Here is a 14,108-nt window from a genome sequence, read left to right on the forward strand (position 1 = left end):
CCTATTCCCTCTTGCTAGAAGATACTTATTGAGTTTGGAAACAGCTGAAATTCCAGAAAAATTGCTTTTTCAGGTCTCTCTGCTGCCGGAAATGCTCTCTGTTCAAAAAGCTTTTACACTCTTGACCAGCGCACTCCGTCACCATACCATAGCACTCTTTGAGTTTCCTCTAATCAGGTTCCACCAAACAGATACCCCGGTGTTTCACGGAATGGTACGTTTGCCCCGCCGCCGCTCCTCCTGGGCGGGTGCCGGGGCGTACGTGGGTGGTGCTGGGGGTTCCGGTGGCGGTGGGCGCGCTGGGGATGGGGGCGTTCGTGGCCGTCTACAACGCGGCGGGCTTCCGGCTCTCCGCCCCGCCGCTCTCGCTCAGCCCGGCCGCCGCGTCGCTGGTGTTCCTGTCGTACGCGATGGGCACGATGTCCTCGGCCACCGCGGGCCGGCTCGCCTCCCGGCTGGGCCGCACACCCGCGCTGGTGACGGCGCTGGCCGTGACGGTCGCGGGCTCGGCCCTGACCGCCCACTCGTCCCTGGTCGTCATCGCCCTCGGCTTCGCCGTCCTGACCGCCGGCTTCTTCGCCGCCCACGCCATCGCGAACGCCTGGGTCACCGCCGAGGCGCCTCCGCACGCCCGCGGGCGCGCCGCCGGGGTCTACACGCTCTGCTACTACCTGGGCAGCGGCGCGGGCGGCACGACGGGCGCCGTCGTGTACGGCCACGCGGGCTGGCCCTGGCTGATCGCCCTGACGTCGGCCTGGCTCCTCCTGGCCGCGTCGGCCGTCCTCGCCACGCATCGCCTCAGCCGCCCGGCCGCCGCGTGACACCGGGCGGCCGTCCCCGGCGGTGGCGGCACCGGCCTCACCTCGCGACTGAGCGGGCGAGGGCGTCGCCGAGCCAGGTGAGGGTGGTGCCGATCGGGGCCCGCTCGCCGGTGACCTCGCCGACCAAACGCCAGTAGCGGCGTACGCGGGGGTCGTGGTCGCCGGCCACGATGCCCAGAAGCTCGCGGCGGAAGCCCGGGGTGTCGGAGCGGCGCCGCACGGCGGCGTGGGCGGCCACGAAGCGGTCCAGCTCGGGGCCGGGAGCGGGGGGCTCGCCGGCGGCCACGAGCGGCTCGGCCAGCGCGACGGCCGCACCGACGCCCCGCATCAGCTCGTTCTCGTCGGTGATGGCGCGGGCGTTCTCCCTCGCCTTGGCGCGCAGGCCGCGGGTCAGTGACCGGTGGCCGGTCACGGCGACCAGCTCGGCGTACGCGACGACCTGCGGCGGCGTCGGATCAGGCGGCGGCGGAGGTGCGGCCATGGACAGGAACGAGCCGAACAGCTCGTCGGAGACGGGCAGCACCATCTGCAGCCGCCAGAACGCGACCAGCCGCTCGCGGGCGGCCTGCGCGTCCTCGACGGCGGCGAGCAGCGCGAGCCGCCCGGCCCGCTCGGCGGCCCCCGCCTCCTCGACCGCCCGCAGCCGGGCCCGCCGCCAGGCCAGCTCGCGCAGCTGGACGTCGAGCGCCGCGCGTTCCGCCGCCACCGCCCGCGCCACGGTCGTCTCGCCTTCGAGCACCGAGGCGATCGCGTTCAGCCCGAGCCCCAGCCCGCGCAGCCGTCTGACCAGGACGAGCCGCTCGACGGCCGCCCGGTCGAACCTGCGGTGGCCGCCCGTGCTGCGCACGGACGCGATGACGCCCTCGTCGCAGTAGAAGCGGATGGTCCGCACGGGCACGCCGCTGCCCGTGCCCGATCCGCTCGACGCCCTGCCGGGCGCGCCGGACACCTGGGCGTCATGGCTGCGTGACGGCGCCGAGGACCTGATCACCGCCGTACGGACGGCGGCCCCTGACACCTCCGTCTGGTCCTTCAACGGGCCGGTGCCGCCGGTGTTCTGGCTGCGCCGGATGCTGTGCGATACCGCCGTCCACCACTACGACGCGGCGGCCACCACCGGCGCGCCCCACACGATCGCCGACGACCTCGCGGCCGACGTGATCACTGAGGCGATGGAGCTCATCACCGCACCGGAGTCACAGGCGTTCAAGCCCGAGCTGACCGCGCTGCGCGGCCACGGCGAGCGGCTGGCCGTGCGCCCCGACGGCATGACCGGCTGGCTGATCACCAGAACGCCGGAGGGGCCCATGTGGGAGCGCTCCGACGCGGACGCCGACGTGGTGCTGTCGGGCCCGGTGGCCGAGTGCATGCTGGTGCTGGCCAGGCGCGTGCCGCCCGCCCGGGTGCACGGCGACCGGGCGCTGCTGCGGCACTGGCTGGATCACACCGTGTTCTGAGTGCGGTCAGAGCTCGACGTGGGTGTGGGGGTCGCCGCCGATGCGGCCGCCTGGCAGCGCGTCAAGCCTGGCCATCTCGTCAGGGGTCAGGCTGAAGTCGAAGACCTCGAAGTTCTGCCGCATACGGTCGGTGTCGGCCGACTTGGGGATGGGCACGGCGCCGAGCTGGAGGTGCCAGCGCAGCACCACCTGGGCGGGCGTACGGCCGTGCGCGGTGGCCAGCTCGGTGACCACGGGGTCGTCGAGCAGCTTCTGCCCGAGGCCGAGCGGGCTCCACGACTCGGTGACGATGCCGTGGTCGGCGTGCCAGGCCCGCAGCTCGGTCTGGGCGAAGCCGGGGTGCAGCTCGATCTGGTTGAGCACCGGCCAGACGCCGGTCTCGCCGGCGATCCGCTCGATCTGCGCGGGCGTGAAGTTGGACACGCCGATCGAGCGGGCCAGGCCCTCCTCACGCAGGCGGACGAAGGCGCGCCAGGTGTCGGCGTACAGGTCGCGGCCGGGCAGCGGCCAGTGGATCAGGTAGAGGTCGACGTAGTCGAGGCCGAGCCGGCCCAGGCTGGCCTCGCAGCCGCGCAGTGCGGCGTCGTAGCCGTGGTCGGCGCCGCGCAGCTTGGTGGTGACGAACACGTCCTCGCGGGGCACGGCCGCCTCGTTCACGGCGGCGCCGACGCCGCGCTCGTTGCCGTAGGCGGCGGCGGTGTCGACCAGCCGGTAGCCCAGCGAGAGCGCGTGCGTCACGGCCTGGCGGGCCTCCTCGTCGTCCATGGGCCAGGTGCCGAGGCCGAGTCGCGGCATGGGACGTCCGTCAGCGAGCATGACAGTCATGGCGGTGTCCCTTCCCCAGGGGCGGGCCGCCCAATCAGCCCTCCAGATAGCGCAGGATCGCCAGCACGCGGCGGCTGTAGCCCGGGTCGCGGGGGAGGTCGAGCTTGTCGGTGATGGCGTTGACGTGCTTCTCCACCGTGCTGAGCGAGACGTGCAGGCGTTCGGCGACGGCGGCGTTGACGAAGCCCTGGGCCAGCAGCTTCAGCACCTCGCTCTCGCGCGGGCTGAGCGTGCTCAGCGGGTCGGTACGGGTGGCGCGGGCCATCAGGCGGCGCACCACCTCGGGGTCGAGCACGGTGCCGCCGGCGCGGACGCGTTCGAGCGAGCCGAGGAACTCGCCCACCTCCGACACCCGGTCCTTCAGCAGGTAGCCGAGCCCTTCTGTGGCGCCGGCCAGGAGGCGGGCGGCGTAGTGCTGCTCGACGTACTGGGACAGGACGAGCACGCCGACGTCGGGGAGGCGTTCGCGGATCTCCAGGGCCGCGCGCAGGCCGTCGTCCTTGTGCCTCGGCGGCATGCGGACGTCGATGACCGCCACGTCGGGCCGGTGGCGCTCGACCGCGTCGAGCAGCGCGGGCGCGTCGCCGACCGCGGCCACCACGTCGTGGCCCGCGTCGGCGAGCAGCCGGGTCAGGCCCTCGCGCAGCAGCACGGAGTCGTCGGCGAGTATCAGGCGCACGGCGGCGCCTTGGGCAGGGTGGCGGTGACGCGGGTGGGGCCGCCGGGCGGGCTGTCGACGGTGAACGTGCCGTCGAGGGCCAGGACCCGCCGGGCCAGCCCGGACAGCCCGCCGCCCGAGGGGTCGGCGCCGCCCCTGCCGTCGTCGGAGATCGCCACGCTCACCGCCTGCTCGTCCTCGTCCAGGACCACCAGGATGTCACGGGCGGCGGCGTGCTTGACGGCGTTGGTGATCGCCTCGCGGGCCACGAAGTACAGGGCGGTCTCGATGCGGGTGGCAGGGCGGCCGGACAGCCCGTAGTGGACGGTGACCGGCAAGCCGGCCCGCTCGGCGGCGCCTTCGAGCGCGGCGCGCAGGCCCAGCTCGTCCAGCGCGGTCGGGTAGACGCGCCAGGCGACGCTGCGCAGCTCGTCGAGGAGGCGGCGCGACTCGGCGTAGGCCTGTTCGACCAGCTCGGCCGTGCGCTCGTGGTCGGGGGTGTGCCGGGCGCGGCCGAGCAGCAAGGCGAGGGAGACGCCGCGCTGCTGGACGCCGTCGTGCAGGTCGCGCTCGATCCTGCGGCGCTCGTCGTCCACCGCCTCGACGATGCCGGAGCGGGTGGCGGTCAGCTCGGCGATGCGGGCCCGCATGCGCTCCTGGGCGCTCGGGCCCAGGAAGTACGTGGCCAGCCGCCGTTCGGCAGCGGCCACGCCCAGGATCAGCAGGGCGGACACCGCCAGCAGCACCACCCCGCTGCTCACGCCGAGCATCCCGCTGTCGGTGACCAGGCGGACGCCGGGCAGCTCCAGCGGCACCGGGTCGGACTCGCCCGTGATGAGGGTCCATGTGCCGCCGCCCAGCAGCAGGCCGGTCAGGAACAGCGCGGACGCCGCGGCGTACCCGCCGACCAGGCCAAGGACGGCACGGGCGGCCAGGAACGCGGCCCCGCCCGCGCGCGGCGGCGCGGTCTCGTGCCCGAGCCACCGGAACAGGCGTCCGCGTTCGACCGCGACCAGCCGCGCCACCTCGCGCGCCGCGGCGGGCCGCAGCGCGGGCACGAGCCGGGCCGGGACGACGAGCGCGAGGACGGCCAGCTCTGCCGCCCCGAGCGGGACCCCCATGAGGACCCCGGCGAACGCCCGCGCGATCCGGCTGCCTGACACGGCCGTGAAGTCTATGCCGCCGCCCGTGGAATCGGTCATGCGTCGCGGTGGCGCAGGACGGCCCAGCCTGTCGCGAGGGTCGCCGCCGTCCAGGCCAGCAGCCAGCCCAGGCCCTCCCCCGCCGAGTACGGGATCGGGGCGCCGGTCAGGTTGTCGGTGCTGTCCATGAACGCCAGCCCGGCGAACATCGGCATCCGCAGCGAGACGTCCACCGCGACCTGGCTCCCGGTCATGATGAGCAGCAGCGGCAGGCCCATGAGCAGCATGAACATCACGGAGAGCGTGCCCGCGGCGCTGCGCATCGCGGCGCCGGCGCCGACCGTCATCACGCCGATGAGCGCGTAGTAGCCGCCCGTGGCCAGCAGGTCCCCGACGACCTCGCCGGGCGGCAGCACGACGAGCCCGCCGAACACGTCGATCGACAGCAGGGCGTACACGGCCGCCGTGGCGACCGCCCCCGTCAGGACGCCCGCGAGGACCATCACCGGCGCCACCACCAGCGCCTTGGCGGCCAGCACCATGCCGCGCACGGGCGTGGCCTGGAGGGTGACGCGGATGCCGCCGGAGGCGTACTCGGAGGTGACGGTCAGCATGGCCAGGGCGACCAGCGCGAACTGCGCGAACGACGTGGCCGAGACCACGGCCTCGCTGGCCGTGATGCGCGTGTCCACGCCCTCACGGACGGCCTCGGTCGCGTTCGCGGCGCCCAGCGCCAGCGTCGCGGCGGCGAGCACGGTCAGCACGAACGCGCAGGCCGAGCACCACCACGTGCTCCTGACCGACCACACCCTCACCCATTCGGCCGCGACGCTCTGCCACAGGGCCCGCGGCAGGGCCCGCGGCGACCGGCTCTTCAGCGCGGTCTGGGGAGCGGGGGTCATGCGGCGGCTCCGTATTCGACGCTGCCGGAGGTGAGCTCCTGGTAGACCTGCTCCAGGGACGCCTGTCTGGTGCGGAGTTCGTGCAGGCGGGCGCCCGCCTCGTACGCCAGGTCGCCGACCTGTTCGATGGTGGCGCCGGTGACCTCCAGCTCGTTCTCGGCGAGCCGGTCCACGGTGAGGCCGGCGGCGCGGAGGCGGTCGGCGAGGTCGGCGGCGTGCGGGGTGCGCACGACCACGGCGGTCATCGAGCTGCTCGCGATGACGTCGGCGAGCGGGGCGTCCACGAGCAGCCGGCCCTTGCCGATCACCACGAGGTGGTCGGCGGTGAGCTGCATCTCGCTCATCAGATGGCTGGAGACGAACACCGTGCGTCCCTCGGCGGCCAGGGAGCGCATGAGGCCGCGTACCCAGCGCACGCCGTCGGGGTCGAGGCCGTTCACCGGCTCGTCGAACATCAGCACCTCCGGGTCTCCGAGCAGCGCGGCGGCGATGCCGAGGCGCTGGCTCATGCCGAGCGACAGCGCGCCGGCCCGCCTGCGGGCGGCGCCGGTCATGCCGACGGCCTCCAGCACCTCGCCCACGCGCCGCACGGGGATGCCGTTGCCGCGGGCCAGCGCCGTCAGGTGGGCGTGCCCGCTGCGGCCCGGGTGCACGGCCCGCGCGTCGAGCAGCGCGCCGACCGTGCGCAGGGGGTTCTCGATGCGGTGGTACGGCACGCCGCCGACGAGCGCGGTGCCCGCGGTGGGCCGGTCGAGGCCCAGCACCAGGCGCATGGTGGTGGACTTGCCCGCCCCGTTCGGCCCGAGGAACCCGGTCACCTTCCCCGGCCGCAACTCCAGCGTCAGATCGTCCACGGCGAGCCGATCACCGTACCGCTTGGTCAAACCCTTCAGACTGATCACGACACTTCACGCTAGGAGCGCGCCCCGCCCCCGGCCATGGGGGCACCCCGCCGACCTCAATGGCGGAAACCCGTAACGACGGCTGCGACCAGGACCGGCACCGGCGTGGTGTCGCTGGTCCCCGGATCATGCGGGAAGGTCCCAACCGGGTCCACCGGGCTCCCCCAGCCATACACGCTGACGGTCCGTGCCGATGGTGAGGCCGAAGCCCGACTGATGAGGACTGCCCGCGCCCTGCCACGTCTCAATGGCCTCTTCCACCGCATCCCAGAGCCGGAGCGGGCCGTGCTGGTGTACCGTCCATCCGCCTGCGGAGTCCGGCCTGGCGTCGGCCCGTGATCCGGTGCTGACATCGATGAGGATCGTGGTGTCCTTCCCCCAGGAACATTGCGCCTGAGGCGCGGCGAGCTGGGCGACCCACAGGGCGGTGTCGTTGCGAAGAATCGCCGGATCGATTCTCGACGGGCGGGCTGGGCCGATGCCTGTGATGATCGGCGGGCGTGGCGGTGCCAGGTGGCCGCGGGCGGTCATGAAGGACAGATCCTCCTTCAGGAACCGGCCGCTCGCCGTGCCGTCCTCGGCCACGGTGAGGTGTACGAACGCGACCCCGCCCATCCAGCCCCACATCGGAGTGGTGATGGTGCCACCGCTGCGGGTCTGCCACAGCCACGGCAGCGGGATGACCCGTACCGAGCAGGTGGAGATCACCCTGTCGTACGTGGCGTTCGCGGCATGGCCGTTGAGCCCGTCCGCCACCACACACGTGGGCGTGTATCCGGCAGCAGAGATCGCCTTCTTCGCCCTGGCCGCAACCTCGGGATCGTATTCGATCGAGGTCACCGCCCCCTCGCCGAGCCGGGCGCACATCAGCGCCGTCGAGTACCCGGTGCCGGTGCCGATCTCCAGCACGTTGTCACCTTCGCTGATGCGTGCCGCTTCCAGCATCAAGACCACCAGGCTGGGCAGCGTGGAGGAAGAGGTGGGCGGTCCGATCACGGCACCGGGCGCGTCTTCGGCGAGGACTCCGCCGACCTGTGTGACCCATGTCTGGTCGGCGTAGACGAGGCTCAGCCAGTCGTCCCCGCTCATCGCCGCCCGCCGGACGGGAACCCACCGATCAGCACGAGCCCCATCGGCTCGATACACCGCCTCGCCAAGGAACAGTTCACGAGGGACCTTCATGAGCGCCTCGCGCCACCCCGTGGACCCCAGGCGGTCGGCCAGGGCGAGCCGTAGTTCCGAGGCGGTGTCCGTCATCGCCACCATCCTTGCGTGAGCACGTCGGCGAACGCCCGCGCTATCGCCTCGGAGTCGGGCAACCAGCCCCATTGTCCGTTGGGGTTGCACTCGATGAACGTCCACCCGTCCGTTGCATGATCGCCCAGGTGGGTCTCCAGGGCGAAGTCGAAGCACCCGAACGCCAGCCCGAAGCCGTCAAGATAGGCGTGCAACCCTTTCATGACCGTGTCGGGGACGGCGATGGGTTCATGTATCAGTTCATCCCAATTCCCGCTCCGCCAGTCGAGCGCCCTATCCGGTGTGGTGATCCGGCTTGCGAATGCTGATCGCCCGACCACGGTCACCCTGGCATCCGCCGTCTTGTTCAGTTCCTGCTGGAACATATGGGCCGTGATGGTGACCGACTCGTCAAGGTCCTCTTCTTTGATGCGCTGCGTCCATATAGCTGCTGTATTGCCATCCAGCGGACGCGGCGCCCCCCTGAACGACTTGTAGATGACAGGGCCGTGGTCCGCGGCGAATTTTCTAGCCCGTTCCAGATCATTGGTGATCAGAGTGGCCGGAATGGGAAGGCGATGCTGGGCGGCCATTTGGAGCTGAGCAGGCTTGTCATCTGCGCGTCTGACGGAGATGGGATGATTGACGTACGTGGCGTTGGGAAGACTGTTCAAAATCCCGCCGAGCCCGTGTCGGGCCTCGGTGGCGGCGAAGTCCCGTGCCTGCTGAGGTAAGTGAGCGAACCGGGTGATGTATGGGGTGGGGCGGCGATAGTACACCGCCCCGATCTCGTCCAGGGCGATGTCTCGGCTCGGCGTCTGAAGACGGCCCGTCCATCGCGTCTGGCCATCGCAAAGGCGTGCGCCGAACGTCAGACCAGCACCGATGCTGGCCGGATCCACGCGCACGACGTGCGCCCTCCGCTCGTTCAATGCTTCGATGACCAGGTTCGCGGTGACGTCTTCCGGCGATGTGACCACCAAGACCGCGTTGGACGAGTTACCCATGTGCCTGTCCGATCAGTTGTCGTTCTCGGAGTCGTCGGCGACCTCAGGAGACCCGGATGAGCCGTCGCCACCCCCGCCCTTGGACTTGGTGATGGTCGCGCCCATCTGCATCGGGAGGACTTCCCCGCCCGCGTTGTAGAACCGAGTGATCTGGGTGGCGGGATCGAGGCATACACTTTCGTACCACGACTCTTCTTCGAGGCCGCTTACGGTCATACGCCCCAAACCCCAGGGCGCACGAAGACCTTCGTACGTGCTCATTTACTACCTCCATCGGCCGATTCTTCCGCGTATAAGTACACGCGGGCATGGTAGCTCCCACCTCGATCAGCGTTCCCCGGTGCGCCAACAAACGCTAACGCTCCAACTGCGATGTCGCTATGCATTCGCCCTTCCCCCGGGGTGATATTTCAGCGCAGGCTCAAGGGTTATTTTGAGTGCATTCAGTTGGTTCGAACCGAACTCTCCAGAGCTCATCAGGGTGAAGCGGCCCGGCGGGAGCAGGGGCTCGGGGAGGATCAGGGGGAGCGGACGGTGGCCATCCAGTCCGGGGCCTGGGTGAGCAGGGTTTCCAGTTCTTGCAGCAGGGCCTCGCCCACGACGCCGCCGGCGCGTGAGATCTCCTCGGCGCGGCGGCAGAGCTCGGCCTCCCTGGTGGCGCCGACCGTGGCGCAGGCGCCCTTGAGGCGGTGGGCGAGGGAGGCCGCCTGGGGGCGGTCGCCGTCGCGGACGGCCTGGCGGAGCTCCTCGAACGTGCGGGACGCGGTCGCCAGGTACGCGCGGGCCACGTCGGCGAGCGCGTCGGCGGACAGCCCGGCCAGCTCGGGCGGCAGCCCGGCGGACGCGGCCCACTCGGGGATACTGGCCAGCACGCGCGCCCAGTCCACCGGCTTGGCGAGGTGGTCGTCCATGCCGGCCTCCAGGCAGCGGATGCGGTCGTCCGGCATGGCGGCGGCGGTCATGGCGATGATCGGGGTGTGGACCTCCTCGCGGCTCCTGATCTCCTCGGTGGCGGCGAGCCCGTCGAGCACGGGCAGCTGGCAGTCCATGAAGACCAGGTCGTATCCGCCGGCGAGGACGGCGCGTACGGCCTGCTCGCCGTCGTCCACCGTCTCGACCGCGTGCCCGGCCTGGCTGAGGACGAGCATCGCCACCTGGCGGCTGACCTCGTCGTCCTCGGCCACCAGGATCCGCGCGCCCCCGGCGGGCCCACCGGCTGCCACGGCGGGAGCACCACCAGGCGCGCCGTTAGGGCTGTCAGAGGAGCCGAGCGCGTTCTCCACGGCGGCGAGCAGGCGGCGGCGGCTGAGCGGCCGGGTGATCGGCTGGACGGCGCGTTCCCCGGCCGGGGCGGGCCAGGCGACGCCGGAGCGGCCTGGCGTGACGACCACGATGACGCTGGTGGCCTGGAGCAGCGGGTCGACGAGGATGGCGTGGGCGAGCGAGCGCGGCGTGCCGGGATCGGCGGGGGCGGCGTGGTCGGCGTGGTCATGCCCCGCGCTCAGGTCTAGGGCGACGACGGCCAGCTCGTACGGCTCCCCGCCCTGCGCCGCGGCCCGCAGCAGCCCGAGGGCGGATTCGACGTCCCTGGTCTCCTCGACGTCGGCCCCCGCCTGGGCGAGGAAGCGCGCGGCCAGCGCCCGGTCCTCGGGCCGCTGGTCGGCGATGAGCGCACGCAGCCCTTCGAGCGCCGCGGCACCGGGCTCCGACCAGTCGAGGACGTCGACCGGCAAGGTGGCCCAGAACCGGCTGCCGACGCCCTCCACGCTGTCCAGCCCGATGCTGCCGCCCATCAGCTCGACGAGCTGCCTGCTGATGGCCAGGCCGAGCCCGCTGCCGCCGGTCCTGCGCGTGATCGGGGTGTCCACCTGGCGGAAGACGCCGAACACCTTCTCGCGGTCCTGCGGCCCGACGCCGATGCCGGTGTCGGCCACGGCGAACCTGAGCACCACCCGGTCCTGGCCAGGCTCGCCTTCGGAGATCGCGACGTGCAGGTCCACGCCCCCCTGGACGGTGAACTTGAGCGCGTTGCCGACGAGGTTGGTCAGCACCTGGCGGAGCCTGGCGGGGTCGCCGCACACCTGCCTGGGCACGTTCTCGTCGATCCTGAGCGTGAGCCAGAGCCCCTGCTCGTAGGCGTGCGGCGCGAACGGCGCCACGACCTCGTCGCACAGGCGCGGCAGGTCGAACGGCGCCGCCTCGACCTGGAGGTGGCCGGCCTCGATCCTGGACAGGTCGAGGAAGTCGTCGAGCAGGCGCAGCACGTTCTGGGCGGCCTCCTGCGCGGTGGTGGCGTAGTAGCGCTGCTCGTCGTCCAGGCGGGTGTTCATGAGCAGGGAGTTCATGCCGAGCACGCCGTTGATCGGGGTGCGGATCTCGTGGCTGATCTTGGCGACGAACTCGGACTTGGCGCTGGAGGCGCTGAGCGCCTCGTCGCGGGCGCCGGCCAGCTCGGCGGCGTACCTGGCGAGGGTGGCCTGGGCGCGGCGGCGGCCTCTGGTGGTGTGGATCTGCAGGCCGAGCCCGATGAGGATGAGCAGGGCGAGCAGGGCGGCGACGGTGAGCACGTTCGTGCGCAGCCGCTCGGCGGAGGCCAGCGCCTCGGCGGCGAGCACCTCGGCGGTGACGGTCCAGCCGATGCCGGGGATGGGCTCGGACGCCGACAGCACGACGCCGTCGATGCCGCGATACTCGCCGCTCCATGCCTGCCCGTTGAGCGCGTCGTCCACGCGGGGGTCCTCGCGCAGGGAGGTCAGGGCGTTCAGCTTCTTGCTGGGGTCGTCGGCGACGAGCACGCCGGCCTTGTCGGTGATGAGCAGCCGGATGTCCTGGGCGTCGGCGGCCTTCTCGGCGAACTGCTGGATGGCGTCGAGGCTGTAGACGACGGCGAGCACGCCGACCATGCCGACGCCGTCGGCGGCGGGGATGGGCGCGGCCACGGCGACGGCTCTGGACACGTCGCGCATGGTCGGCGTGTACGCCTGCGAGACGTAGGCGACGCGCTGGTCGCGTACGGCGCGGTACCAGTCGGTGCTGGTGATGTCCTGGGGCAGCACGACGGGCGGTTCGACGCCGAGCATCTTGCCCTCGGGGGAGATCATGACGAGGCCGCTGACGCCGTCGCGCATGCCCTGCAGCTCGGTGAGCCAGCCGCCGAGGGTGCCGGGGGCGGTCTTCTTGACGGCCTCGCGGACCTGGGGCCGCTGGGCGAAGGCGGTGACGAGCTGCTTGAGCGAGTCCATCTGCTGCTCGACCACGACCCGGCTGACCGAGGCGGTGGTCTTGACGCGGTCGCTGACCTCGCCTCTGACGGCCTGCTCCGACAGGGAGATGCTGGAGGAGGTGAGCAGCGCCAGGGGCAGCAGACCGAGCAGCGTCCACAAGGCGGTCACCGCGAGCAGCCATCGCACGGGCGTCCGTCCCTCCCCCCACTCTTTGGGGTACAGACTAGGAGGGATCCGGCGTTCGCGCCGGTTCCAGCTGAGCAGAACGAGCAAAAGTCGATCTTTTCTGATAAAACCCGCCTAAGCTGCAGTGATCGACCAGATTGACGAGGAGCGTGGCGATGCCTGAGCTCAGGGACATCACCGTTCTCATCGTGGACGACGATCCCGTCGTCACCGCCGCGCTGCACGCCCAGGTGAACAGGGTGCTCGGGTTCAGGGTCGTGGGCATCGCCCACACCGGCCACGCCGCCCTGGCCGCCGCCGCCCGCTTCGCGCCGCGGCTCGTCCTGCTCGATCTGCACCTTCCCGATATGCCCGGCTTAGAGGTGGCGCATCGCCTGCGCCGGCCCGAGCAGCCGCCCGCCGACGTCATCGTCGTCTCGGGCCGCAAGGAGTCGGCCACCGTACGCGCGGCGATCCAGCGCGGCGCCCTCTACTACCTGGTCAAACCGACCAGGGCGGGCACCCTGGAGCAGACCCTGCTGCGGTACGCCGCCACGGTCGAGCAGCTGGAGTCGGGCGGCCGGTTCGCCGAGCAGCAGGAGATCGACCGCATCTTCCGCTCGATGCACCTCGACCCGGCGTCCCGCCCGAAGAGCATCTCGGCGGCGACCGAGCAGGCGGTGCTGGACGCGCTGTCGGAGGTCGAGGAGGACGCCTCGGCGCACGAACTGGCCGGCATGATCGGGGTCAGCAGGGCCACCGCCCGCCGCTACCTGGAGCACCTGGCCGACCGCGGGCTGGTCGAGGGCCGGCCGCGCTACGGCCCGACGGGACGGCCGCAGCACCGGTACCGCGTCCGATGAGGGGACTGCGCGCCCTGGTCGCGGCGATGCTCGTCTGCCTGGCGACGGCGGGCTGCGGTGAGCCCGACCAGTTCCCCGAGGACTCGACGATGGCGCGCATCAGGGAGCGCGGCGTGCTCACCGTGGGCACCAAGTTCGACCAGCCGATGTTCGGCTACAAGGACCCGGTCAGCGGGCGCATCACCGGGTTCGACGCGGAGATCGCCCGGCTCATCGCCAAGGACCTGACGGGCAGCGAGCGCAACGTCCGGTTCGTGGAGACCGTCTCGCGCGAGCGGGAGAACTTCATCACCCAGGGCCTGGTGGACCTGGTCGTGGCGACGTACTCGATCACGCCGGCGCGGGCGAAGCTGGTGTCGTTCACCGACCCGTACTACTACGCGGGGCAGGACCTGCTGGTCAGGGCCGGCGACATGACGATCGACCAGGTCTCCGACCTGAAGGGCAAGACCGTCTGCACGGCCAAGGGCTCGACGTCGGTCGAGCGGCTGCGCTCCACCGTGCCGGAGGCGGACCTGGAGATCGTGGACGCGTACAGCATCTGCGTGCCCGCGCTGGTGTCGGGGCGGGTGGACGCGATCAGCACCGACGACACGATCCTGCTCGGGCTGCTGGCCCAGCATCCCGACACGCTGCGGATGGTCGGCAAGCCGTTCGGGCGCGAGCCGTACGGGATCGGCATCCGCAAGCAGGACGCGGCCTTCCGCGACTACCTGAACGGGCTGATCGCGCGCTGGCTGCGCGACGGGCAGTGGGACCGCGCCTTCATGGCCACGATCGGGGTCACCGGCACGACCTCGGCGTCGTCCCGACCGGCGAACCGCTGAACTAAACGATCATAAGCCGCTTCGCGGCACGTCCCGCTCCTTACGGTTACGCCAACGCTGACCGAGACAAGGAGCGTGA

Annotated in this window: 14 protein-coding genes; 4 read left to right on the forward strand and 10 right to left on the reverse strand. The window is 71.6% G+C overall.

Annotation, left to right across the window (positions count from 1 at the left end; genetic code table 11):
- Positions 1-248 precede the first annotated feature (248 nt).
- The gene (locus ABZW11_RS36310) at positions 249-821 is read left to right on the forward strand and encodes an MFS transporter (RefSeq protein ID WP_355427510.1); all 573 of its coding nucleotides are present in this window, start codon (positions 249-251) and stop codon (positions 819-821) included.
- A 37-nt stretch (positions 822-858) separates the two neighbouring features.
- Here ABZW11_RS36310 and ABZW11_RS36315 read toward each other — a convergent pair whose 3' ends face one another.
- Complete coding sequence (locus tag ABZW11_RS36315; RefSeq protein WP_355427513.1) at positions 859-1,719, reverse strand: MerR family transcriptional regulator; 861 nt, start codon at positions 1,717-1,719, stop codon at positions 859-861.
- Here ABZW11_RS36315 and ABZW11_RS36320 point away from each other — a divergent pair.
- Positions 1,703-2,278, forward strand: coding sequence for a maleylpyruvate isomerase family mycothiol-dependent enzyme (locus ABZW11_RS36320; RefSeq protein ID WP_355427516.1), 576 nt, complete (start codon positions 1,703-1,705; stop codon positions 2,276-2,278). The genes ABZW11_RS36315 and ABZW11_RS36320 overlap by 17 nt on opposite strands.
- Positions 2,279-2,284: 6 nt before the next feature.
- Here ABZW11_RS36320 and ABZW11_RS36325 read toward each other — a convergent pair whose 3' ends face one another.
- The 9 genes from ABZW11_RS36325 to ABZW11_RS36365 form a co-directional block, all read right to left on the reverse strand.
- Positions 2,285-3,073: an aldo/keto reductase gene (locus ABZW11_RS36325; RefSeq protein ID WP_355427519.1), complete on the reverse strand. Its 789-nt coding sequence runs from the start codon at positions 3,071-3,073 to the stop codon at positions 2,285-2,287.
- 64 nt (positions 3,074-3,137) lie between these two features.
- Positions 3,138-3,782, reverse strand: a complete 645-nt coding sequence (locus ABZW11_RS36330) for a response regulator transcription factor (protein ID WP_355427522.1) — start codon at positions 3,780-3,782, stop codon at positions 3,138-3,140.
- Entirely contained in the window at positions 3,773-4,924 is a 1,152-nt protein-coding gene (locus ABZW11_RS36335; RefSeq protein ID WP_355427524.1) for a histidine kinase, read from the reverse strand. Before ABZW11_RS36335 ends, ABZW11_RS36330 begins: the two co-directional genes overlap by 10 nt.
- 35 nt (positions 4,925-4,959) lie before the next feature.
- Positions 4,960-5,805, reverse strand: coding sequence for an ABC transporter permease (locus ABZW11_RS36340; protein WP_355427527.1), 846 nt, complete (start codon positions 5,803-5,805; stop codon positions 4,960-4,962).
- Positions 5,802-6,707 (reverse strand): ATP-binding cassette domain-containing protein, encoded by a 906-nt coding sequence (locus ABZW11_RS36345; protein WP_355427530.1) that lies wholly within the window; start codon positions 6,705-6,707, stop codon positions 5,802-5,804. The genes ABZW11_RS36340 and ABZW11_RS36345 overlap by 4 nt, the downstream gene beginning before the upstream one ends.
- Positions 6,708-6,833: 126 nt before the next feature.
- Positions 6,834-7,964: an ATP-grasp peptide maturase system methyltransferase gene (gene tgmC / locus ABZW11_RS36350; RefSeq protein ID WP_355427533.1), complete on the reverse strand. Its 1,131-nt coding sequence runs from the start codon at positions 7,962-7,964 to the stop codon at positions 6,834-6,836.
- The gene (gene tgmB, locus ABZW11_RS36355) at positions 7,961-8,950 is read right to left on the reverse strand and encodes an ATP-grasp ribosomal peptide maturase (protein WP_355427536.1); all 990 of its coding nucleotides are present in this window, start codon (positions 8,948-8,950) and stop codon (positions 7,961-7,963) included. Before tgmB ends, tgmC begins: the two co-directional genes overlap by 4 nt.
- 12 nt (positions 8,951-8,962) lie before the next feature.
- The gene (gene tgmA, locus ABZW11_RS36360) at positions 8,963-9,211 is read right to left on the reverse strand and encodes a putative ATP-grasp-modified RiPP (RefSeq protein WP_355427539.1); all 249 of its coding nucleotides are present in this window, start codon (positions 9,209-9,211) and stop codon (positions 8,963-8,965) included.
- A 257-nt stretch (positions 9,212-9,468) separates the two neighbouring features.
- A complete protein-coding gene (locus ABZW11_RS36365) occupies positions 9,469-12,360 on the reverse strand; it encodes a response regulator (protein ID WP_355427542.1) in 2,892 nt (963 codons plus the stop codon).
- A 155-nt stretch (positions 12,361-12,515) separates the two neighbouring features.
- Between ABZW11_RS36365 and ABZW11_RS36370 the strand changes: the two genes are divergently transcribed.
- Both ABZW11_RS36370 and ABZW11_RS36375 read left to right on the forward strand, forming a co-directional pair.
- The gene (locus ABZW11_RS36370; protein ID WP_345402842.1) at positions 12,516-13,202 is read left to right on the forward strand and encodes a response regulator; all 687 of its coding nucleotides are present in this window, start codon (positions 12,516-12,518) and stop codon (positions 13,200-13,202) included.
- Positions 13,199-14,029, forward strand: coding sequence for a glutamate ABC transporter substrate-binding protein (locus tag ABZW11_RS36375; protein WP_355427546.1), 831 nt, complete (start codon positions 13,199-13,201; stop codon positions 14,027-14,029). Before ABZW11_RS36370 ends, ABZW11_RS36375 begins: the two co-directional genes overlap by 4 nt.
- Positions 14,030-14,108: the final 79 nt, after the last annotated feature.

It is taken from the genome of Nonomuraea sp. NPDC004580 (assembly GCF_040609855.1).
Taxonomy (GTDB): domain Bacteria; phylum Actinomycetota; class Actinomycetes; order Streptosporangiales; family Streptosporangiaceae; genus Nonomuraea; species Nonomuraea salmonea.

Coding starts and splice junctions, on each gene's coding strand:
- ABZW11_RS36320 (WP_355427516.1), top strand. CDS start 1,703: ATGGTCCGCACGGGCACGCCGCTGCCCGTGCCCGATCCGCTCGACGCC.
- ABZW11_RS36325 (WP_355427519.1), bottom strand. CDS start 3,073: ATGCCGCGACTCGGCCTCGGCACCTGGCCCATGGACGACGAGGAGGCC.
- ABZW11_RS36340 (WP_355427527.1), bottom strand. CDS start 5,805: ATGACCCCCGCTCCCCAGACCGCGCTGAAGAGCCGGTCGCCGCGGGCC.
- tgmC (WP_355427533.1), bottom strand. CDS start 7,964: ATGACGGACACCGCCTCGGAACTACGGCTCGCCCTGGCCGACCGCCTG.
- tgmB (WP_355427536.1), bottom strand. CDS start 8,950: ATGGGTAACTCGTCCAACGCGGTCTTGGTGGTCACATCGCCGGAAGAC.
- tgmA (WP_355427539.1), bottom strand. CDS start 9,211: ATGAGCACGTACGAAGGTCTTCGTGCGCCCTGGGGTTTGGGGCGTATG.
- ABZW11_RS36370 (WP_345402842.1), top strand. CDS start 12,516: ATGCCTGAGCTCAGGGACATCACCGTTCTCATCGTGGACGACGATCCC.
- ABZW11_RS36375 (WP_355427546.1), top strand. CDS start 13,199: ATGAGGGGACTGCGCGCCCTGGTCGCGGCGATGCTCGTCTGCCTGGCG.